The sequence below is a fragment of the Crystallibacter permensis genome (genome assembly GCF_025960875.1).
GTDB classification, from domain to species: Bacteria; Actinomycetota; Actinomycetes; order Actinomycetales; family Micrococcaceae; genus Crystallibacter; species Crystallibacter permensis.
In genome coordinates this window covers 1-21,324 of the sequence record NZ_JAODLR010000004.1, presented here as the reverse complement: position 1 = coordinate 21,324, position 21,324 = coordinate 1, and the positions used below count along the sequence as shown (strand labels likewise).

Here is a 21,324-nt window from a genome sequence, read left to right as displayed (position 1 = left end):
CGGCAGCGGAAGCCACCGGCTAGGATCTGGTCATGGGAGATGCTGAGGATTTTTTCGAGGGACCCGCGGTTGAACTGCCTGAACCGATCCAGCGCTCGCGGGCGCTCTATCGGCCTGAGTCCGAAATCCAGCCGCCGGTCCGGCACGCGCGCGGGTACGCGCCGTTCGTCGCCTTCTGCAGTGAACAGGGCGTGGACGCAGCGCAGCTGGGCTCCGAACCGGCCCGGCTGGTGGAATTCCTGCACTCGTCCGGCGCCCGGGTCGCCAATGACAGTGCGCTCGAAGCCGCGGCCGGAGTGTTCGCCGGAAACGTGCTGGCCAGCCTGAGGCCGGACGCGCAGTGGCGGACTTTCGAGGGCAGTTCACCGACAGTCGGAAACGATGACCTGCAGTTCGAGATCGAGGGCCTGCCCGGACGGATCCGCGATGCCGATGCCGAGTGGCTGCAGGGCTTCATATCCGTCATTCAGGAGTGGGAGAGCGAAGAGGTGGAAAACCTGCCCGCCATGCAGCCGAAGCCGGCGCCGCCTGCGCCAGGCCAACCTCCTTATGTCCGGCCGGCGCTGCCGCTGGCAGAGTTCCGGTCCCCGGACGGGCAGCCCATTCCGTACGGGAGCAGGTGGGGCGCGGACGGACCGCCGCCGGAGGCCTACAGCATGGACAGCAATACCGAGCGTTTCGCCGGACTGCACACCGTGGCCCACGCGCTGATCGAGCACCTTCGCGACGTGTACGACGTCGATGCAGACCCTCACCCTGACCATGTTGCGGACCTGCTGGTGCACTCCGATGAGGTGCGGGAAGCGGTCCGTCTTCGTCCCCGCGACCCTGGCGCCGCTGACCTGACTTTCGGGTTTACCAGTTACCCCGGCGTGGTGGTGCATGCCGGGTTGCTGCACGAGTTCATCTTCCCGTCCTGCGGCTGCGACGCCTGCGACGAAACTGCCGAATCGGAGGCCGACCGGCTGGAGCGGCTGGTGCTTGCGGTAGCTGCCGGCGGCTACGGTGAGCGCTATCCGGTGGGCCGGCGCGGGTGGACCGAGTACGCGTTGACGGCGGCGGACGGTTCCTGGGAGGAAGGCGGCAGGGGAGAGCCCGATGCCGTCGCCGGGATCCGGCTCCGCGAGGCTGAGCTGAAGCTGCAGGAAGTTCCGGAGGGCTGGCGGCCCTGGCCGTTGCGGACCAGCTGATGGCCAGACCGTCCAGGCGGGCACCTGACTCGTCCGGCTCCCTCAGGCACGGATGAAGATCGCGGAGGCGGCGGCGGAGTCGACCATCAGGTCGCTTAGCCCGACGAGAACGTACCAGTACGTACGTCCCCGCACGGCTCCGGTATCCACGAACTTTTCGGGATTGCCGCGGCGGCGGTGCACGCGTCGCAGGGCCCCGGCCTGGGAGGGGATGAAAGCGCTGGAATCCGCTTTAGCCTCCCAGCGGTAGATGGCGTAATGCCGCGGCACGGTCCCGCTGTTTGAACCGCGCCAAATAAGCTCGACGCCGGAGCCGTTCCAGCGCGCACTGCTGATCACGGGAGTGTAGGGACGCTGGGCGCCAAGATGGGACATGACCGGCGTCATCGCCACCCGGTTGTAGTACTTGTCCTTCACCAGAGTGATGCTGCCCAGTTTGTTGGCCCGCACGGACTTCGCGGAGAAGTACACCTGACCGCTGACCCGCGACGTCGCCCGGCACTTGGCGGTGTGGTTGTACAGCTCGCGCCGGTCCTGCCAGTCGGCGCCCTGGGCAGGGTCGCCGACCTTGTAGGCTGCTTCGCCGATGTAGAGCTTGCAGTTGGTGCCGTTGACCTGTGCCGACCACCAGTTGACCAGCGTGTTGTAGTCTGCGGCCGGATTGCCCTGGTGCCAGTAGAGTTGCGGCACCACGTAGTCCAGCCAGCCCTGCTTCACCCAGAGCCGCGAGTCGGCGAAGATACCGTCGTAGCTCTGGAACCCGGAGGTCGCGGAGCCGCGGCTGTCCGTCGACTGGTTGCGCCAGATGCCGAACGGGCTGATGCCGAACAGCATCCGCGGTTTGGTGGCGGCGATCCTGGCACTCAAATCGCGAACAAAAACGTTCACGCTGCGCCGCCGGAAGTTCGCCAGGCTTTCGCCCGGCAGCCGGTAGGCGTTGTAGGCGGCCGAGTCCGGAATGCTTTGGCCGGTTACGGGGTAGGGATAGAAGTAGTCGTCCAGATGCACGCCGTCGACGTCGTACTTCGCCACGGCCTCGGCAATCACCTTGATGATGAAACTGCGCACGGCGGGGATGCCGGGGTTGTAGTAGCGGCGGCCGCCGTAGGCGAAGGTCCAGCTGGGATTCTTCCGCGCGGGGTGCCAGGAGATCAGATCCGAGAGGTTCGAGGTCATGCCGGCACGGAACGGATTGAACCAGGCGTGCAGATGCAGGTTCCGGGCATGGGCCTGGCTGACCGCGTAGGCAAGCGGATCGTAGCCGGGATTCCTGCCCTGGGTGCCGGTCAGGTAGCGGGACCACGGTTCGCCAACTTTTGACGGCCAGAAGACGTCGCCGGCCGGGCGGACCTGCAGCAGAACGGCATTCAGGTTCCGGCTGCGGGCCAGGTCCAGCCAGCCGCGGAGCTCGGTCTGCTGCACGGCTGCGGTCAGACCGGAACGGGACGGCCAGTCGATGTTGACCACGCTGGAGAGCCAGAACCCGCGGAACTCGTGCTTCGGGGCGTCCGTGACCCGGGCGCGCTCCCGCGCGGTGATGCGGTAGACACGGTTGGGAACGGCCGCGGCGAGGCTGACCGCGAGCGGGCGTGGGCCTGTTGCCGTCACCGCCCTGGACAGGCTGCCGCCGAGCAGACCTGCGGCGCCGAACACTGTCAGGGCCGGCCGCAGCATTGAACTGCCGCCGCGAGAATGTTGACCCCAAATCGCTGCCAGTCATGGCCAGCCCACCTCGATAAGAATGCTGCTAGCTCAACGATACGCTTGCGATCATCACCGCAACAGGGGAGTGTTGAAAGCGCGTTCGAAGGAGAAAAGCCGTGACAACACCAGACCAGTACGCAAGTGTCCGCTACCTCGTCGACGACGTTCAGGCGGCGGTCGATTTCTATACCACCCACCTCGGCTTCACCGTCAACATGCAGGCACCCGCCTTTGCCGACGTGATCCGCGGCCCGCTGCGACTGCTGCTCTCCGGACCGGCAAGTTCAGGCGCACGCGCCACTCCGGAGGATTACGCCGCGCCCGGAGGCAACCGCATCCACCTGATTTTCGAGGACCTCGACACCGAAATCGAGCGGCTGCGGAAGGCTGGCCTGTCGTTCCGCAGCGACGTGGTGGCCGGCCCCGGCGGGCGCCAAATCCTGCTCGCCGACCCCGCGGGAAACCTGATTGAACTGTTCGAATCCGCCCAGCGGCCCTGACCCTCAAACGACTATCGAAAGGCACGCTTATGACGACCAAGATTTCCAAGGGCATCGCCACCCTCGTGGCGCTGTGCGCGCTGCTCCTGACCGGCTGTGACAACCCCAACGAGGACGAAGGAAACAACCAGGACGTCCAGCAGGAACAGAACGAGAACAACGGCGAGGAACAAGAGAACGACGGCGGCGGCGAGGGCGGCGGCAACGAAGGCGGCGGCGAAGAAGGCGGCGAAGCCGACGACTAGCCGATAGTTTCCCGAAGCTTCACTCGGAGCCGAGGCTTTTCACGTAGGCATACGCCTCGCCGGTCACCGCCGCCCAGGAAAGCGAAAACCTTCCCGCCGACCTTCATGCCGGGGCTGCGGAACATGGTCCCGCTTTCGACCAGAGGATCCTCGGAAAACCGCGCCGTCAGCGTCTTCAGGAGGGCAAGCGAGGCCTCGTTGCCTAGCCTGTGCCGGTCCGCCATGATCCGGTCCTTCCTTCCCGCATAGGTGGGATTCGAGCGATAGCCGCTTCCCGCCGTCGTAATTCGTCCGATGTTCCCGAATCATCATCAAACTGTCTTTCGCATACTGTATGAAAGATACAAGAGCCTCGAGTGTCAGGAGCAGTACATGGAAGTTTGGCCCGGAGAAGCCTACCCGCTGGGTGCTACCTACGACGGCAATGGAACCAACTTTGCCCTGTTCAGTGAAGCAGCCGAGCGCGTTTACCTTTGCCTGTTTGATGAGGACGGCGAGGAGACCAGGGTCGAGCTTAAGGACGTGGACGGCTACGTCTGGCATTGCTACCTGCCGCATGTTTTGCCGGGACAGAAGTACGGTTTCCGCGTTGACGGTCCGTATGACCCGGCGAGCGGGCAGCGCTGCAACGTCAACAAGCTGTTGCTGGACCCGTACGCCAAGGCGGTCCACGGGGAGATCGACTGGGACCAGTCCCTGTTCGGCTACAACTTCGGCGACGAGAACTCGCGCAACGACGAGGACTCCGCCGCGCACATGATGATGGGCGTGGTGGTCAGCCCGTTCTTCGACTGGGACGGGGACCGCAAGCCGCGCATTCCCTACCACCGCTCGGTCATCTACGAGGCGCATGTGAAGGGCCTGACGCAGCTGCACCCGGACATCCCCGAGGAGCAGCGCGGCACCTACGCCGCCATTGCGCATCCTTCGGTGATCGCGCACCTGCAGAAACTGGGCGTCACCGCGATCGAACTGATGCCGGTGCACCAGTTCGTCAATGACAGCACGCTGCAGGAGAAGGGCCTGTCCAACTACTGGGGCTACAACACCATCGGCTTCTTCGCCCCGCAGAACACCTACTGCTCCACCGGGGACGCCGGGCAGCAGGTGCAGGAGTTCAAGGCCATGGTGCGCGAGCTGCATCTGGCCGGCATCGAAGTCATCCTGGACGTGGTCTACAACCACACGGCGGAGGGCAACCATATGGGCCCCACGCTGTCCTTCCGGGGCATCGACAACTCCGCGTATTACCGCCTCATGGAAGATGAGAAGCAGTACTACATGGACTACACCGGCACCGGAAACTCGCTCAACGTGCGCCACCCGCATTCGCTGCAGCTGCTGATGGACTCGCTGCGGTACTGGGCCACGGAGATGCATGTGGACGGCTTCCGGTTCGACCTGGCCTCCACACTGGCGCGCGAGTTCTACGACGTGGACCGGCTGTCCACCTTCTTCGAACTCTGCCAGCAGGACCCGGTGGTTTCGCAGAGCAAACTCATTGCCGAGCCGTGGGACGTTGGCCCCGGCGGCTACCAGGTGGGCAACTTCCCGCCGCTCTGGACGGAGTGGAACGGGCTCTACCGGGACACCGTCCGGGACTTCTGGCGCGGCGAACCCTCCACCCTGGGCGAGTTCGCCTCCCGCATCACCGGTTCGGCGGACCTGTACGAGGACTCCGGCCGCCGCCCCGTGGCCTCGATCAACTTCGTCACCGCCCATGACGGTTTCACGCTGCGGGACCTGGTCTCCTACAACGAGAAGCACAATGAGGCCAACGGCGAAGACAATAACGACGGCGAATCCCACAACCGCTCGTGGAATTGCGGTGTGGAGGGGGAGACGGACGATCCGAAGGTGCAGGGCCTGCGCGCCCGGCAGCAGCGGAACTTCCTGGCCACGCTGCTGCTGAGCCAGGGTGTGCCGATGATCGCGCACGGCGATGAGTTGGGCCGCACCCAGCAGGGCAACAACAACGTGTACTGCCAGGACTCCGAGCTGTCCTGGGTGGACTGGGACAAGGTGGACCAGCCGCTGCTCGAGTTCGTCGCCGCCGTGAACAAGCTGCGCACCGAACACCCCACGTTCCGCCGCCGTCGTTTCTTTGATGGCCGGCCGGTCCGCCGGGGCGAGGGCGAGGCGCTGCCGGACATTGTCTGGCTGACCGCGGATGGAACCCTGATGGAGCCCGAGGACTGGGACGCGGCCCTGGGCCGGTGCATCGGCGTCTTCCTCAACGGCCAGGGGATCCAGGGCCGCGACGAGCGCGGGCAGCGGATCACGGACGAGAACTTCCTGATCTACTTCAACGCGGACGATAACGATGTGGAGTTCGTGCTGCCGCCGAAGGAGTACGCGGAAAAGTGGGACGAGGTTATTGACACTGCCGGTAAATATGCCGACTCCGACCCGATTGCGGCAGGAAAGAAGATGACTGTGCAGGCCAAGGCGATGGTGGTGTTGCGGGCCTACACCCCGCCGGCCGACGAGCCTGACCACTCCGTGGCGGCGTCGCTGGCGGCCATGGCGGATGCCAAGGGCAGCGGCAAGGGGGCCGCGTGAAAACGCCGCTTTCCACCTACCGGCTGCAGATCCGCGAGTCCTTCAATCTCTACGACGCCGCGCGGCTGGTGCCGTACCTGCGCGAGCTCGGCGCGGACTGGGTGTACCTCTCGCCCATCCTCACCGCCGAGCCGGGCTCGGACCACGGGTACGACGTCGTTGACGTCACCGCGGTGGACCCGGCGCGTGGCGGGGCAGAGGGGCTGAAGGCGCTCTCCGAGGCCGCGCACGCCGCCGGAATGGGCGTGCTGGTGGACATCGTGCCCAACCACATGGGCGTGGCCACGCCGGTGAACAACCGCTGGTGGTGGTCGCTGCTGGCCGAGGGTCGCGGATCGCGGTATGCGGAGGCGTTCGACGTCGACTGGGACGCCGCGGGCGGGAAGCTCCGGCTGCCGGTGCTTGGCGACGGCGACACCGAACTGGACGCCCTGAAGCTGGTGGACGGCGAGCTGCGCTACTACGAGAACCGTTTTCCCGTGGCCGCCGGAACCGCCGATGACGGGGCCGATGCCCGGACCGTCCATGAGCGCCAGCACTACCAGCTAGTGAACTGGCGCCGTGCGGACAGCGAGCTGAACTACCGCCGGTTCTTCGGCATAAACTCGCTCGCCGGAGTGCGCGTGGAAGTGCCGTGGGTATTCGAGGAATCGCACGCCGAAATCAAGCGCTGGTTCACCGAGGGCCTGGTGGACGGGCTGCGCATCGACCACCCTGACGGGCTGGCGGATCCCGGCGGCTACCTGCGCCAGCTGCACGAGCTGACCGGCGGGGCCTATGTCCTGGTGGAGAAGATCCTGGAACCGGGGGAGAGCCTGCCCGCGGGCTGGTTCTGCCACGGCACCACTGGATACGACGCGCTCGCGGACGTGGACCGGCTGTTTGTGGATCCGGAGGGCCGGGAGCAGCTGACCGACGTCGCCCCTATGGAGCCCTACCGGCACATGATCCACGACACCAAGCGCGGCATCACGGACGGCATTCTGCGCTCCGAGGTGCTGCGGCTGACCCGGCTCATCCCCGTGGAAGCGGACCTGGAGCAGGACGTCGCGGCAGATGCACTCGCCGAACTGCTGGCCTGCTTTCCGGTTTACCGCAGCTACCTGCCGCAGGGCGCGGAGTACCTGGAGGAAGCGGTCATCGCCGCGCAGGTCCGCCGCCCGGACCTGGCCGATACGATCACCGCCCTGCAGCCGCTGCTGAATCCTGAAGGCGAGCTGACGGCGCTGGCCGTCCGCTTCCAGCAAACCTCGGGCATGGTGATGGCCAAGGGCGTGGAGGACACCGCGTTCTACCGCTACTCGCGGTTGACCTCGCTGAACGAGGTCGGCGCGGATCCGTCCATCTTCGCCATCGAGCCGTTCGACCTGCACACCAAGCTGATCCGCCGGCAGCTGGAACAACCGCTGGCCATGACAGCACTGAGCACGCACGACACCAAGCGCAGCGAGGACACCCGCGCGCGGATCAGCGTCCTTTCCGAGATAGCCGGCGAGTGGTCCGGAAAGTTCGCGGAGCTGGATGCGGCCGCACCGCTGGGCGATGTGCCGTTCGCGGACCTGCTGTGGCAGGCGGCCCTGGGCGCGTGGCCGTTCAGCCGCAAGCGCGCCCATGCCTACGCGGAGAAGGCGGCGCGCGAAGCGGGTAACAGCACCTCCTGGCTGAACCCGGACGAGCAGTTCGAACAACAACTGCACGCTGCCGTGGATGCAGCCTTCGACAATCCGGAGGTCAACCGGATCCTGAGCACACTGGCGGAAGAGACCAAGCTGCCCGGCTGGACCAACTCCCTTTCGGCCAAGCTGGTGCAGCTGACCATGCCCGGTGTTCCGGATGTCTACCAAGGCACCGAGTTCTGGGACCATTCGCTGGTGGATCCGGACAACCGGCGGCCGGTGGACTTCGATGCCCGGCACAAGGCCCTCGCCCGCCTGGGCGAGGGGACCGTTCCGGCGATCGACGAAGGTGCCCAGGCCAAGATGCTGGTGGTGGCAAGGGCTTTGCGGCTGCGCCGCGACCGGCCTGATTTGTTTACCGGTTACGAAGCTGTCAACGCCGAGGGGCCTGCCGCCGAGCATGTCTTCGGTTTCGACCGCGGTGGAGCCGTCACGCTGGCCACCCGTCTGCCGCTGGGACTGCAGCGCGACGGCGGATGGCGGGACACCGCCGTCGTCGTTCCGGCCGGACGCTACCAGGACGTGCTGACCGGACTGGTCTTCAGCAGCACCGGGGCGCTCCCGGTGGGGGACGTGTTCGCCGGCCTGCCCGTGGCCCTGCTGGTCAAGGAGGAAGAACAATGAGCACCGGATTTGCCCCAGCGCGCTTTGACGTCTGGGCGCCGCTGGCCAAGACCGTCGAGCTGAAGGCAGCCGGCCAACTGCTGTCTATGGAGCAGGGCAAGGGCGGCTGGTGGACGCTGGCCGATCCGGCCGCTGCGCCGACGGGGGAGACGGACTACGGCTACCTGCTGGACGGGGAAACAACCCCGCTGCCGGATCCGCGCTCGCGCCGCCAGCCTGACGGCGTGCACGGACTGTCCCGGACATTCGACGCCGGTGCCCACCAATGGACGGACGGCGGCTGGCAGTCGCCCGGGCTGAACGGCGGCGTGATCTACGAACTGCACCTCGGCACCTTCACCCCGGAGGGGACGCTGGATGCCGCCGGGGCGAAGCTGGACTACCTCGCCGGGCTCGGTATCGACTTCGTGGAACTGCTGCCGGTGAACGCGTTCAACGGGACGCACAACTGGGGCTACGACGGCGTGCACTGGTACGCGGTGCAGGAAACCTACGGCGGTCCCGCGGCCTACCAGCGGTTTGTGGATGCCGCGCACCGTCACGGCATCGGTGTGATCCAGGACGTGGTCTACAACCACCTGGGCCCCAGCGGGAACTACCTGCCGCGCTTCGGTCCCTACCTCAGCGCTGCCGGCGGCAACAGCTGGGGCGACTCGGTGAACCTGGACGGGCCCGAGTCGGACGAGGTCCGCCGCTACATCCTGGACAACGTGCTGATGTGGTTCCGCGACTACCATGTGGACGGGCTGCGCCTGGATGCCGTCCACGCGCTGCAGGACGAGCGCGCGCTGCACATCCTCGAGGAGTTTTCGGCCGCCACGGATGAATGTTCGCGCGAGCTGGACAAGCCGTTGTTCCTGATCGCGGAATCGGACCTGAACAACCCACGGCTGCTGGAATCGCGGAGCGTGAACGGTTACGGACTCACCGGGCAGTGGAGCGACGATTTCCACCATGCCGTCCACGTGAACCTGACGGGTGAAACGGCCGGCTACTACGCGGACTTCGAGGGCCTGGACGTGCTGGCCAAGGTGCTCACGGAGGGCTTCTTCCACAACGGCACCTACTCCTCCTTCCGGCACCGGCACCACGGCCGGCCGATCAACAAGGAGCGGGTGAACGCGCGCCAGTTGGTGGTCTGCACGCAGAACCATGACCAGATCGGCAACCGCGCGGCGGGGGACAGGCTGTCCGGCACGCTGGGCTACGGCCGACTGGCGATGGCCGCCGTGCTGAACCTGACGTCGCCGTTCACGCCGATGCTCTTTATGGGCGAGGAGTTCGCCGCGTCCACCCCCTGGCAGTTCTTCACCTCCCACCCGGAGCCCGAGCTGGGCGAGGCCACGTCGGCCGGACGGCTCCGGGAGTTCGAGCGGATGGGCTGGGACCCGGACCTCGTGCCGGACCCGCAAGCGGAATCGACCTTCACCAACTCCAAGCTGGACTGGTCCGAGCCGGAGCACGGGGACCACGCCCGTCTGCTGGCCCTGTACAAGGACCTGATTGCGCTGCGCCGGCAGACCCCGGAACTCACGGACCCGGATTTCGCTTCCGTCTACGTGGACTTCGACGAGGAACACGGCTGGTTCATCCTGCGCCGCGGCCGGATCAGCGTGTGCTTCAACTTCGCGGACAGAACCCTCACCCTCGATGCCGGAACGGGCCGGCTGCTCCTGGCCACCGAGGACGAAGTGAAGCTCGACGGCGTGCTGACGCTGCCAGCCAACTCCGCCGCGATCATCCGCGGGCAGGGCTAGGGGCATGATCAGCGCCTGGACCGGTGGCCAGATCCGCGCCGCCGAGCAACCGCTGCTCGACGCCGGCCACGGCGACCGGCTCATGGCCACCGCTGCCCACGGGCTGGCCAACACCGTGGTCCGCGCAGTACGGGAAACCCGTGGCCGGGTTTACGGCGCGCGGTTGGTGGTGATCGCGGGCAGCGGCAACAACGGCGGAGACGCGCTCTTCGCCGCGGTCGCCCTTGCTCGACGGGGAATGAGTACGACGGCGGTGCTCACCTCAACGCGCAGCCACCGGCAGGCGTTGGCCGCGTTCGAAAACGCCGGCGGCACCGTGCTGCGGCTGGCCGAGGGTGACGACGGTACTGCCGCGGGCACCGCTGTCTCCACCGCCGCAGCCCGTGCCTCCGGTGCCCCCGCCGAAGCCGTACACGTTAGCCCGACCTCCGCAGCAGCCTTCTGCTCCAGTGCGGACGTGCTGATCGACGGGATTCTCGGCACCGGCGCCTCCGGCGGTTTGCGCAGCCCGGCGAAGGATCTGGTGGAGGACATTATTGCGCTGGGCCCCCCGGCACTGACCGTCGCTTGCGACCTGCCGAGCGGAGTCTCTGCCGATACCGGCGAAGTCTTCGGCCCCGTCCTGCCAGCCGATCTCACCGTGACTTTCGGCGGAACAAAGGCTGGACTGCTCACTGATCCCGCTGCCGGACTCGCCGGCCGGGTGCAGACCGTGGACATCGGCCTCGGCCCGCATCTCCCGGCACCGGAACGTCGGCGGCTGGAACCGGCGGACCTGGCAGGCTGGTGGCCGGTGCCGCAGAGAACCAGCCATAAGTACACGCGTGGCGTGCTCGGCATCGTTGCGGGGTCGGCTCAGTATCCGGGAGCCGCACTGCTGTGTACGCAGGCGGCCGCGGCCACCGGCGTGGGCATGATCCGCTACCTGGGGCCGCAGGAGATCTGCCGCCTGGTCAACCTCTCGACGCCGGAAGCCGTCTGCAGCCAGGGCAGTGTGGGGGAGAGCAGGGTGCAGGCCTGGCTGGTGGGCCCCGGCGCCACTGGGGACCCGGACCAGCAGGCCCGCGCCAGGGACGCGCTCGCTTCCGGGGTGCCGGTGGTAGCAGACGCCGGCGCCCTGGACAGCCTGCCTTCCGACCTGGGACCGCAGGTCATCCTGACACCGCACGCCGGCGAACTCGTGCGTATTCTTGCCGAACAGGACGTGGAGGTGACGCGCGAGCAGGTGGAGGCATCGCCGTCGGACTTTGCACGCCTTGCCGCTGGGCTGACCGGTGCTACCGTGCTGCTCAAGGGAGCAGTCACCGTGATTTCTTCACCATCCGGTGCCCTCTTTATCCAGGACAACGCCACGCCCTGGCTGGCGACGGCAGGTTCCGGGGACACGTTGGCCGGGATCCTCGGCGCGCTCGCCGCCACAGTCAAGCGCGAACTCCTGACCGAAGACGGCATCGCGGAACCGGACCATTGGGCGGCAGTGGCCGCCATGGCCGCCGCCGTACACGGGATCGCCGGAACCAGAGCCGCTGCCGGAGGACCCGTCGCCGCCTCTGACATTAGCCGCGCCCTCCCGGAAACCGTGCGGACGTTGCTGAATCTCCGTCAGAACGGCTGAAGCTCCCACCTGATGGCTGGACCTCGGGCGGAGCTGCGGGGTTTCAGGCGGGATCGGGCGGCAGGATCCTGACGCAGCAGCGCCCGGGCGCGGGATCCAGCACCGCGGTGCAGCCCGCAGGGCCGGTCTTGCCGGTCACTGCCGACAACAGATCCAGGTTCAGCCCGCAGATGGTGGCCGTGTGGCGTTGCGACAGGCGGTGGAACGGACAGTTCTGCAGGACGATGCTGCCGTCCTCTTCCGTCTCGGGCTTGAACCCGTACTTCTCCAGGGCCTGCTCCAAGCTGTCCGCGTCCTTGCCGATGGAGTTCCCGGCCTCGGCGGCCACCCGCTGCAGGGACTCGTCGACCGGCGTTCCGGTCCGGTGCGAATTCTCTACGGCGGCCGCGAGGAGTTCGGCGGCTAGATCATAGTGGCGCTGGGGCAGGCTGACCGAGACTTCCCGGACCGCCGGGGCATACAGTTTGGTCGGCCGGCCCGACCCGGGCCCGCTGCGCCCGGTGAGCCGCCGGTAGCTGACAGTCAGCAGTTCTTCCCGCGCCAGCCGATCCAGATGGAAGGCCGCCGTGCCGCGCACCATACCCAAGGCGCCCGCGACGTCGTCCCGGCTCACAGGACCCTCCGCGTCGAGGATGTACTCGTAGACACCGCGCCGGGAGGAATCCGCTAACGCGGCAACTGCGCTGACCGAATCGGACTCCGTGCGTGCTTTCATACCTGCGATTTTACTCTAAAAACAACAACCATTGACATAACAGCCCGTACTTTCTAAAGTCAAGTATCACTTCTTTTAGAAAGGAACGGTCATGGTCACCAACCAGCACCGCCTAGCAGACCGCCCCGGCCTGCGCAGCCATACGCACCAGGCCTTTTTGCTGCTGCGTACCGTCTTCACCATCGCGCCGATTCTCTTCGGCCTCGATAAGTTCTTCAACGTGATGGTCGACTGGACCACCTACCTGGCCCCCATCGCGACCGATATCATCCCCGTTTCTCCGCAGGCATTCATGTATGCCGTCGGCGTTATAGAAATCCTCGCCGGCATTCTCGTGGCATGGAAGCCGCGGATTGGCTCGCTGGTCGTCGCTGCCTGGCTCGCCGGCATCATCATCAACCTGCTGCTGGTGCCCGGTTACTTCGACGTCGCCCTGCGTGATTTCGGACTCCTCGTCGGCGCTCTGGCCCTTAACCGCCTGTCCTCTGGCGACAAGCACTGAATTTTCGATTTGAAAGCGACGGAGGGTAAACGCATGATGGACGAATGACGTTTGAGGCCGCGGGCAACCGCTACGAGAAGATTCCATACCGCCGGGTAGGACGCAGTGGACTGCGGCTCCCGGCGGTTTCTCTGGGCCTGTGGCACAACTTCGGTGACGACAAGCCGTTCGAAACCCAGCGCGCCATCCTGCGCCGGGCCTTCGATTTGGGCGTCACCCACTTCGATCTCGCCAACAACTACGGCCCCCCGGCAGGCAGCGCCGAGACCAACTTCGGCCGGCACATGCGCGAGGACTTCCTGCCGTACCGCGATGAACTCATCATCTCCACGAAGGCCGGTTACTTGATGTGGCCCGGTCCGTACGGCGAATGGGGGTCGCGGAAGTACCTGCTCTCCAGCCTCGACCAGTCCCTGAAACGGATGGAACTGGACTACGTTGACATCTTCTACAGCCACCGTCCGGATCCGCAGACCCCGCTCGAAGAGACCATGGGTGCCCTGGACCAGGCCGTCCGCTCGGGCAAAGCGCTCTACGCCGGCATCTCCTCCTACACACCGGAGCAGACCCGCGAGGCCGCACGGATCATGCGCCAGCTCGGCACGCCGCTGCTGATCCACCAGCCGTCCTACTCCATGCTCAACCGCTGGGTCGAAGACGGCAGCCCGAATCTGCTCGAAGTCCTCGAGGAAGAGGGCTTGGGCTCCATCGCTTTCTCCCCGCTGGCGCAGGGCCTGCTGACGGACCGCTATCTCGGCGGGATCCCGCAGGATTCGCGGGTTGCGCAGAACAAGTCCTTCGCTGCGGACTGGCTGAATGAAGACCGGCTTTCGCGGGTCCGTGCCTTGAACCAGATTGCCGCCGGCCGCGGCCAGTCCCTGGCGCAGCTCGCCATCGCCTGGGTGCTCCGCGAGCAGCGCAAGGGCGGCCAGGTCACCTCGGCGCTCATCGGTGCTTCCAGCGTGAAGCAGCTTGAGGACAACCTCGCCGCCGTCGAGAACCTCGACTTCTCCCTGGAGGAGATCGACATGATCGACCAGTATGCGGTGGAATCCGGCATTAACCTCTGGGCCCAGCAGTAGCGTCAGGCACGGCGGCCCCGGCCTCCCCGGGACCGGAATCGTCGGATCCTGAATCGTCCCGCGGCGGCCGCAGCAGGGACGTGTACTTGTCCAGCAACCGCGCCAGCAGGTCCAAGGCCTCATCTACGTCCGACGGCATTGGCATGGTTGAGTGCGGGTCGAGCTGGGCATGGGTCACATGCTGGTCCACATAACATTTGATCCCCGCGGTCTTCTCGGTCAGCGCGGCCAGATCTGCGCGCGGTACCGCAGGATTCAGGTGCCCGAAGTCCAGCGTGTCTGCCTCTGCCTTGAAAGCAAGATGCAATTCACGACGGCGTTCCCCGGTTGCATCGCCGAGGAACCATTGCGCGGCCAACAACCTGGGCTCCTCCGCCATCTTCTGCAGGAGGCGCTTGAACGAGCCGGTCCGGCGGTCGCCGTCGACCATCCGCCGAATTCCCAGTGCCGCGTCGCGGTAGTAGAGCGACGCTACCCAGCTTTGCCCGCCAGATGAAGCTGCAGGTCCTACCCAGCTATTGCCACTCTGGAATTGGAGCCCTGGCTCTGCCTCACTGGAACGTCCAGTCATTCTCAACCATGTGCGCCGGTTTTCCAGTAGCTCTGTGACTTCAGCGGTGATCCGCTCCAGCAAGATAAACCAGTCGGCAGGAGGCTGTTGGAGTGCAGCCTGCCCTTCTTCCTTCTCCCCACCGTGAAGTGATGCCATGTAACCATCGTGTCAGTTCGCACTGGCGGTGAGCCAGGGAGCAGCAGTACCGCACTGGACTCATCTCATCGCACGTCTGCCGACTTGAATCGCAATCTGTGACCGTAACACTCCTAGTACGGTCACTCGATAAATGCGGTGTCGCATAGTCTTCTAACGTTATTCGCACTGTTGGGGAGAAATATTTTGAGGAAAGCACTGAGCGTTAGTGCTCTGGTACTGGCTCTGGCGCTGACTGCAGGGGCGGTTATTCCGATGGATGCATTGGGTGAAATCAGTATCGACCAACTTGGCGCGGTCAGTTGGATACTGGCCATCCTGATGGGGTTGTCGATGTACCTGTGGCATCCGCGAAAACTGCAATGGGCGACGCTTGGTGCCATGTTCACTTTCATCGCGGCCAACGTCGCTTTCGGGATATATGTGGTCGCACATCCGAAGGATCCACGTTGGACACATGACCCATCGCTGTCAGCACCATCGTTATCTGATGCCCCGATGATCGGGCAGCACCTGCAACCGCTGGACCTTGTTATGGACAGTGTGGTGGAAGGGATTAACGACTTCAGGGACTATCAGCAGGCCATTCCGGTCGCCCTCGACTTCTTCACGGCGGCCGGCTGGGGATGCTTGGCGGTGATTCCGTTGGTGCTATTCGCCCTCGTTTACAGCTACGTCCAGAAGAGGCAGCAAAAAGCAGAATTTGTGGGCTACAAGCAGACCATTCAAGCTCTTCAGCAGGAGCTCGACGACGTGAAGCGGTTCGTGAATTACCAGGGCTGACGATAAATCATGCCTCACGTGCAAGTTTGCATGGTGTGCAAATTTGGGCTTATCGTAGACGAGTGACATCGGAACAACCTCCATCAGCCGACTCGGGCGGCCGGCGCGAGCTGAACAAGCGCGCCACCCGGACCGCTATATCGACGGCGGCGCTCAGCCTTGCCCGCACCCATGGTCCCGGCGGCTTCACCGTGGACCAGCTGGCCGACGAGGCCGGAATCTCCCGCCGCACGTTCTTCAATTACTTCCCGTCCATCGAAGCCGCACTCACGCGCCCGGTGGAGGAGTTCCTGGAAGGCGCCTTCGCGCAGCTCTATGACCGTCCGGCCGACGAGCCGATCATGGACGCTGTGCTCGCCACCTTGGGCGGGGACGTGTCCCAGGAACAGATGGCGCTGCTCTGCGAGATCTACGCCATGGGGGAGGACGATCCCCAGCTGGAGCGCATGCAGCTCCAGGTCTGGAACAAGGCCCAGCAGAAACTCGAAGAGGGCCTGCACGTCCGTTTACCCCGGTCCGAGAGCGACCTACTGATTAATTCGCTCGCCGGTGCCCTGATCGCCTGCGGCCAGGCTGCCATGCGGGAAGCCGCCGCTGAAACAGTCGGCCGCTCGCCGGATGCGGGCTCGTTCCAAAAGCATCTGCTGGTGAGCATCGGCATGCTCCGCACCGGCTTCAATTCACTCTCGAAGGACTCCTGACCATGGCTTCGTTGCTGTATTCCCTTGGCAAGTTCGCCGCCCGCAAGCGGTGGTGGTTCGTCTCTGCCTGGCTGGCCATTATGGTGGCCGTCGGCGGTTCCCTCGTTGCGTTCAGCGGCACGTTGTCCAATAGCTTCACCATCCCGGGCACCCCTGCACAGGGTGTGCTGGATGAGCTGAAGGAGAAGATGCCGGAGGCCTCGGGCGGCCTGGGCACCATTGTCTTCACCACCGAGGACGGCACGGCCTTCACCGCTGAGCAGGAAGACGCGATCGCCGCGATCTCCGAGGAACTCACGGACAACGACGCCGTCAAGAGCGCCACGAATCCGCTTGAACTGCAGAGTTCCCTGGACAACGCGCCGGAGATGATCGACGACGGCGAAGCCGAGCTGGACGCAGCCAAGCAGCAACTGGAGGCTGGCCAGGCCGAGCTGGACGCCGGCAAGGCTCAGCTTGCACCGGCCCAGCAGCAGCTTGAGACCGCCGAGGCGCAGATCCAGCAACTTGAGGCGGCCGGCCAAGCTGCCATGGCGGAACAGGCCCGCGCCCAGCTGGAGCCGCAGCGCGCACAGCTGGAAGCAGCCCAGGCCCAGCTGGCCGAAGCCGAACAGCAGCTCGAAGACGGCCGCGCGGAGTACGAGTCCGGCGTCGCCGACCTTGAAGCAGCGAAGCTGCAGCAGCAGTCCTCCGAGGGCCTGCGCTTCGTTTCCGAGGACGGTTCTGCCGCCTTTGTGCAGGTCCAGTTCGAACAGCCCATGATGGAGGTCGCCAAGGCCGACCGCGACCAGGTCCAGCAGATCTCCGAGGCCGGCCTGGTCCCGGGCCTGCAGGCGGAGTACAGCAAGGACATTGTCGAGGACATTTCGCAGCTCTTCGGCGCCGCGGAGATCATCGGTATCGCGGTCGCGGCAGCCGTCCTGATCCTCATGCTCGGCACCCTCATCGCCGCCGGACTGCCGCTGCTGATGGCGGTCATCGGCGTCGGTGTTGGCGTCGGCGGCACCATGGCGCTCAGCGGCGTCGTGGAAATGAGCTCGATCTCGCCGGTCCTGGCCCTGATGCTCGGCCTGGCCGTGGGCATCGACTACTCGCTCTTCATTGTCAACCGTCATCGCACGCAGCTGCTCTCCGGCGTCCCGTTGGTCGAATCCATCGGCCGCGCCACCGGAACCTCGGGCAATGCAGTGCTCTTCGCGGGGCTGACCGTGATCATCGCCCTCGCCGCGCTCGCGGTCCCGGGCATCCCGTTCCTGACCGTGCTGGGACTCGCGGGCGCCGCAACGGTGGCGGTCGCCGTCGTCGTTGCTTTGACGTTGACCCCGGCCATGCTGGCCATCATGGGCAAACGAATCCTGTCCAAGCGCGCCTGGGCCAAGGCCGGAATGAGCGGCCCCGCCAGTGAAAACACCGCTCAAACAACGACGGCGGGTGGAGAGTTCCACAACGATCCCAAGCGCAGCTGGGGCAAGGCCGTCACCCGGCATCCGTGGCTGTCCTTGGTGGCCGGCGTCGCCGTTCTGGGGCTCATGGCGGTTCCCGCCGCCGAACTGCGGCTGGGCCTGCCCGACGGCAGCTCCGAACCCGCGGATTCCACGGCGTACCAGGCCTACACGCAGCTGGGCGAGAACTTCGGCGAAGGCATCAACGGCCCGCTGATCATCGTGGCGGACCTGCCGGAAGGGCTTGAAGGCACTGCCAAGGACGAGGCGCTGCTGGAGCTGTCGCAGGAACTGCGCGCCATGGACCACGTCTCCGCAGCCGTGCCCACCGGCACCAGCGAGGACGGCCGCACTGCAGTCCTGCAGGTCATCCCTGAGGAGGGCCCGGCCGCGCAGAGTACCGAGGACCTAGTCCACAATCTTCGGGCCGAAGCCAGCGCGCTCGAGGCGAGCACCGGCGTCGGGGTTTCGCTGACGGGCCAACCGGCCATGCAGATCGACGTCTCGGACAAGCTTGCCGATGCCATGCCGGTCTACCTGGCCATTGTCATCGGGCTCTCGCTGATCCTGCTGCTGCTGGTCTTCCGCTCCATCCTGGTGCCGCTGCTGGCCACCGCCGGCTTCCTGCTGTCGCTCGGCGCGAGCTTCGGCGCCGTGGTGGCGATCTACCAGTGGGGCTGGCTGAGCGAGGTGTTCGGCGTCCATCATCCGGGCCCGATCCTGAGCTTCCTGCCGATGATCCTGATCGGCGTGCTTTTCGGCCTGGCGATGGACTATCAGATGTTCCTCGTCTCGGGCATGCGGGAATCTTTCGCCCACGGCGAGGATGCGCGTACCGCGGTGGTCAGCGGCTTCAACCATGGCGCCAAGGTGGTTACGGCCGCCGCGATCATCATGGTTTCCGTGTTCGCCGGCTTCATCTTCTCCCATCTGACCATGGTCCGGCCCATCGGGTTCGCGCTGGCGCTGGGTGTGCTGCTGGACGCCTTCGTGGTGCGCATGACGCTGATCCCCGCGGCCATGCATCTGCTGGGCAAGTCGGCGTGGTGGATGCCGAAGTGGCTGGACAAGATCCTGCCCGATGTTGATGTCGAAGGGGCCAAGCTGGTTTCGGGCGGTCCTGCCGCCGCAGCAGACGGCGCCACGGATACGCTTGAGGAAGCATCCGTCCGCTAATCGGAAGCTGATATCTTTTGCACGGCGGACGGAAGTTGCCGCCCGCCGTGCAGCCATCCCGCGGCTGGCCTGGACAGAGGGGCACTATGTACATTCGCGACGCCACGGCCGACGACTGGCCCGGCATCTGGTCCGTCATGGAACCGATCATTCGGGCGGGGGAGACCTACACGCTGGACCCCGACAGCTCGGAAGAGTCGCTTCGCGCGAAGTGGCTGCATCTGTCCGGCCCGGGCCGCACCTTTGTAGCAATTGACGACGGCGGTGCGGTCACCGGGACTGCCGAGCTCCACCCGAACTACGGCGGGGCCGCGGCCCGGGTAGCCAACGCCGGGTTCATGGTGCACCCGGACCACGGGGGCAAAGGCATCGCGAGAGCCTTGGCCGACCACGTCCTGGAGCAGGCACGGGCAGGCGGCTACCGCGCGATGGTGTTCAACGCCGTCGTTGCTTCCAACGTCAGGGCGGTGCGACTCTGGCAATCCCTGGGCTTCGAAATCCTGGCGACTATTCCGGACGCCTTCGATCATCCAGCTGACGGGCTGGTGGGACTGCATGTCATGCACCGGAAGCTGGATTAGCGGGCTTTCCTGACCGTGCCTGCGATTCGGTAAGAATCATCCAGCAGTTCGGCCAGCTCATTAGCGGAGATCTGTTCCAGCCGCACCAGCACCAGTTCCGGCGAGCGTTCATGGTGCGGTGTCCAGAAGAAGGTATCCGGGGACGTTCCGGCGAGGGCGTCGCGTTCCTGGGTCTTGACCGTGAGCACGCCATCCTCCCACATGCGGGCCATCAACGTCCGCGCGAACCAGGCTGGATTGCCCCAGCTGAGTCTTTCGGTAACGCCGGGAAATGACAGGCAAATGCGGCGGACGCGGTCCTCGGTTTGCATGACACCACCTTGGCATGGCGGTTGTGGGAACGTCTAGGAACCTCTCCGCCGGACGTTCCCGACGGTACCTTTTCAGCTATTGCCGGCTCTGTTCGAGGCTTGAGGTACTTCACATGCGGCAACTATTGCCAGCTTGGCGGAACGGCGGTCAAATGGAGAAGTCGACACGGCAACAGCCATGTCGCCGAATTCATGGAGGAGGCCCAGCGCGGGTAGCTGGAGAAGGGATCTGACATGCCGTTCTCTGTTCTAAAGCCATCGGACGAGTTTCCGGAAGATCTTTCAGTTCTGTCCGAACCTGATCTGGAAGCTTTGCAGGGGCGCGTTAATGAGGAACTCTTTCAAGAGTGCAATGAACGGCTGGTCGCGGACACTGAAACGATGTTCAGGTTCAACGCAGTCGCCCACGAGGTAGCCATCCGTGAAGCCTTTCGCGATCTCAGCGGCCTTTAGCAGGTAACTGCACTTCTACACGATGGCGTATCTTCATCGCGGTTCCAGCCACCTTTTGCGCCGGCCCGTTGCTGGCAGAAGCCCTCTTTACTGGCGCGCAGGATACCCGCGGCCGGGCTGCAGCCGTACCGTATGGTCGGCGCCGGTGTGCTTTCTGCCGTGCTCAAGGAAACTGGTGCGGCAAAGAATTTTGAACAACTTCCGTGGAACCCGTCAGACGGTGTGAATAAGTCTCTGTATTGTCATGGCCGGATGATGGACTGGACTCATGGCAACGGAAGAGCAACCGGCACCGGTTTCCGGTTCCCCGGCCCCCGGACAAGAGTCCGCGGGGCAGGGGTTTTCGCTGCGGTGTCTTCAGCCGGCCCGTCCCACGACTGCCGCGCAGCGGCAGGAGGCCCTGCGCAAGGCCCTGGAGCGCCTGGACCACGATTGCGCCCGGGACCGGACACGCGGCCTGGCACAGGCACGCGAATATATCGCGGCCGGGAAACCGCCGAAGCATGCCACGATGGCCGGCTATATGGAGGAGATCTACGCCGAGGCGCGCGGCCCGGTCCTGGACCCGCCGAAGCTGGAATCCTACGGCGAGGATCCGCTGGCCGGGCAGGAGGTTCCGGGCCGGGTCGGGGAGCCGGAGCATCTGGGTGCCAGCGCAGGCCTCGATGACTTCGCGGCCTGGGAACGCGAGGAAGCCTGGGCCAGTTGGCCGCCGTCGGGCCCGTTCCCCGCGAACTGGGGCCCTGCCGAAGACCTCGAGGGACTGCCCGCGGAAGTGTTCTCCGAAACGCACGGGGAGTATTACGCCGAGCGCCTGCGCCGGATCACTGCCGGCACCCCGGCCGACTGGTTCCGCCTCTTCGAAGCCACCGCCACCGCCAGCAACACCAGCAGTAACGCGCTGAACCCTGCCAGTGCTGCCGGCAACGCCGAGGCCGCGACCAGCGCTGCGGGTACCGTTCTGGTTGCCGATGCCGATGCCGATGCCGATGCCGG

The 21,324-nt window shown here is 65.5% G+C and carries 20 protein-coding genes; 15 read left to right on the top strand and 5 right to left on the bottom strand.

What is annotated here, in order from left to right:
* Window positions 1-32: 32 nt before the first annotated feature.
* Complete coding sequence (locus tag B0G38_RS05900) at window positions 33-1,190, top strand: DUF6226 family protein (protein WP_264668586.1); 1,158 nt, start codon at window positions 33-35, stop codon at window positions 1,188-1,190.
* Window positions 1,191-1,232: 42 nt separating this feature from the next.
* Here the strand turns inward: B0G38_RS05900 and B0G38_RS05895 are convergent, their stop codons facing one another.
* Window positions 1,233-2,864: a glycoside hydrolase family 10 protein gene (locus tag B0G38_RS05895; protein ID WP_264668585.1), complete on the bottom strand. Its 1,632-nt coding sequence runs from the start codon at window positions 2,862-2,864 to the stop codon at window positions 1,233-1,235.
* A 146-nt stretch (window positions 2,865-3,010) separates the two neighbouring features.
* On the opposite strand from B0G38_RS05895, the gene B0G38_RS05890 reads away from it, so the two are divergent.
* Entirely contained in the window at window positions 3,011-3,394 is a 384-nt protein-coding gene (locus tag B0G38_RS05890) for a VOC family protein (protein WP_264668584.1), read from the top strand.
* 29 nt (window positions 3,395-3,423) lie between these two features.
* A complete protein-coding gene (locus tag B0G38_RS05885; RefSeq protein ID WP_264668583.1) occupies window positions 3,424-3,639 on the top strand; it encodes a hypothetical protein in 216 nt (71 codons plus the stop codon).
* On the opposite strand, the gene B0G38_RS05880 is transcribed toward B0G38_RS05885, so the two are convergent.
* Window positions 3,636-3,863 carry a hypothetical protein gene (locus B0G38_RS05880; protein ID WP_264668582.1) on the bottom strand — a complete coding sequence of 76 codons (228 nt, stop codon included), beginning with the start codon at window positions 3,861-3,863 and terminating at the stop codon, window positions 3,636-3,638. The two genes, B0G38_RS05885 and B0G38_RS05880, sit on opposite strands and share 4 nt — an antisense overlap.
* Window positions 3,864-4,011: 148 nt before the next feature.
* Between B0G38_RS05880 and glgX the strand changes: the two genes are divergently transcribed.
* Genes glgX through B0G38_RS05860 form a run of 4 tightly spaced genes read left to right on the top strand, consistent with a single transcriptional unit; the run spans window position 4,012 to window position 11,873 of the window.
* On the top strand, window positions 4,012-6,201 hold the full coding sequence (gene glgX, locus B0G38_RS05875; protein ID WP_264668581.1) for a glycogen debranching protein GlgX: 2,190 nt from the start codon (window positions 4,012-4,014) through the stop codon (window positions 6,199-6,201).
* Window positions 6,198-8,501 (top strand): malto-oligosyltrehalose synthase, encoded by a 2,304-nt coding sequence (treY, locus tag B0G38_RS05870; RefSeq protein ID WP_264668580.1) that lies wholly within the window; start codon window positions 6,198-6,200, stop codon window positions 8,499-8,501. The genes glgX and treY overlap by 4 nt, the downstream gene beginning before the upstream one ends.
* Entirely contained in the window at window positions 8,498-10,258 is a 1,761-nt protein-coding gene (gene treZ, locus B0G38_RS05865; protein ID WP_264668579.1) for a malto-oligosyltrehalose trehalohydrolase, read from the top strand. The genes treY and treZ overlap by 4 nt, the downstream gene beginning before the upstream one ends.
* Before the next feature lie 4 nt (window positions 10,259-10,262).
* Entirely contained in the window at window positions 10,263-11,873 is a 1,611-nt protein-coding gene (locus B0G38_RS05860; protein ID WP_264668578.1) for an NAD(P)H-hydrate epimerase, read from the top strand.
* A 43-nt stretch (window positions 11,874-11,916) separates the two neighbouring features.
* On the opposite strand, the gene B0G38_RS05855 is transcribed toward B0G38_RS05860, so the two are convergent.
* The gene (locus tag B0G38_RS05855) at window positions 11,917-12,588 is read right to left on the bottom strand and encodes a helix-turn-helix transcriptional regulator (RefSeq protein ID WP_264668577.1); all 672 of its coding nucleotides are present in this window, start codon (window positions 12,586-12,588) and stop codon (window positions 11,917-11,919) included.
* Between the two features lie 91 nt (window positions 12,589-12,679).
* On the opposite strand from B0G38_RS05855, the gene B0G38_RS05850 reads away from it, so the two are divergent.
* On the top strand, window positions 12,680-13,090 hold the full coding sequence (locus B0G38_RS05850; protein WP_264668576.1) for a hypothetical protein: 411 nt from the start codon (window positions 12,680-12,682) through the stop codon (window positions 13,088-13,090).
* 44 nt (window positions 13,091-13,134) lie between these two features.
* Entirely contained in the window at window positions 13,135-14,172 is a 1,038-nt protein-coding gene (gene mgrA / locus B0G38_RS05845) for an L-glyceraldehyde 3-phosphate reductase (protein WP_264668575.1), read from the top strand.
* Here the strand turns inward: mgrA and B0G38_RS05840 are convergent.
* Window positions 14,150-14,602, bottom strand: coding sequence for a hypothetical protein (locus B0G38_RS05840; RefSeq protein WP_264668574.1), 453 nt, complete (start codon window positions 14,600-14,602; stop codon window positions 14,150-14,152). The two genes, mgrA and B0G38_RS05840, sit on opposite strands and share 23 nt — an antisense overlap.
* A 465-nt stretch (window positions 14,603-15,067) precedes the next feature.
* On the opposite strand from B0G38_RS05840, the gene B0G38_RS05835 reads away from it, so the two are divergent.
* The 4 genes from B0G38_RS05835 (at window position 15,068) to B0G38_RS05820 (ending at window position 19,564) form a co-directional block, all read left to right on the top strand.
* The gene (locus tag B0G38_RS05835) at window positions 15,068-15,664 is read left to right on the top strand and encodes a hypothetical protein (RefSeq protein WP_264668573.1); all 597 of its coding nucleotides are present in this window, start codon (window positions 15,068-15,070) and stop codon (window positions 15,662-15,664) included.
* A 62-nt stretch (window positions 15,665-15,726) separates the two neighbouring features.
* Window positions 15,727-16,365: a TetR/AcrR family transcriptional regulator gene (locus B0G38_RS05830; RefSeq protein WP_264668572.1), complete on the top strand. Its 639-nt coding sequence runs from the start codon at window positions 15,727-15,729 to the stop codon at window positions 16,363-16,365.
* Window positions 16,366-16,367: 2 nt separating this feature from the next.
* Entirely contained in the window at window positions 16,368-18,983 is a 2,616-nt protein-coding gene (locus B0G38_RS05825; protein WP_264668571.1) for an MMPL family transporter, read from the top strand.
* Between the two features lie 86 nt (window positions 18,984-19,069).
* Window positions 19,070-19,564 carry a GNAT family N-acetyltransferase gene (locus B0G38_RS05820; protein ID WP_264668570.1) on the top strand — a complete coding sequence of 165 codons (495 nt, stop codon included), beginning with the start codon at window positions 19,070-19,072 and terminating at the stop codon, window positions 19,562-19,564.
* On the opposite strand, the gene B0G38_RS05815 is transcribed toward B0G38_RS05820, so the two are convergent.
* Entirely contained in the window at window positions 19,561-19,875 is a 315-nt protein-coding gene (locus B0G38_RS05815; RefSeq protein WP_264668569.1) for an MmcQ/YjbR family DNA-binding protein, read from the bottom strand. The two genes, B0G38_RS05820 and B0G38_RS05815, sit on opposite strands and share 4 nt — an antisense overlap.
* A gap of 234 nt (window positions 19,876-20,109) precedes the next feature.
* Here B0G38_RS05815 and B0G38_RS05810 point away from each other — a divergent pair, with 234 nt between their 5' ends.
* Window positions 20,110-20,328, top strand: a complete 219-nt coding sequence (locus B0G38_RS05810; RefSeq protein WP_264668568.1) for a hypothetical protein — start codon at window positions 20,110-20,112, stop codon at window positions 20,326-20,328.
* A gap of 268 nt (window positions 20,329-20,596) precedes the next feature.
* Window positions 20,597-21,324: hypothetical protein (locus tag B0G38_RS05805; protein WP_264668567.1), on the top strand; the 728-nt coding region annotated here is incomplete at its 3' end.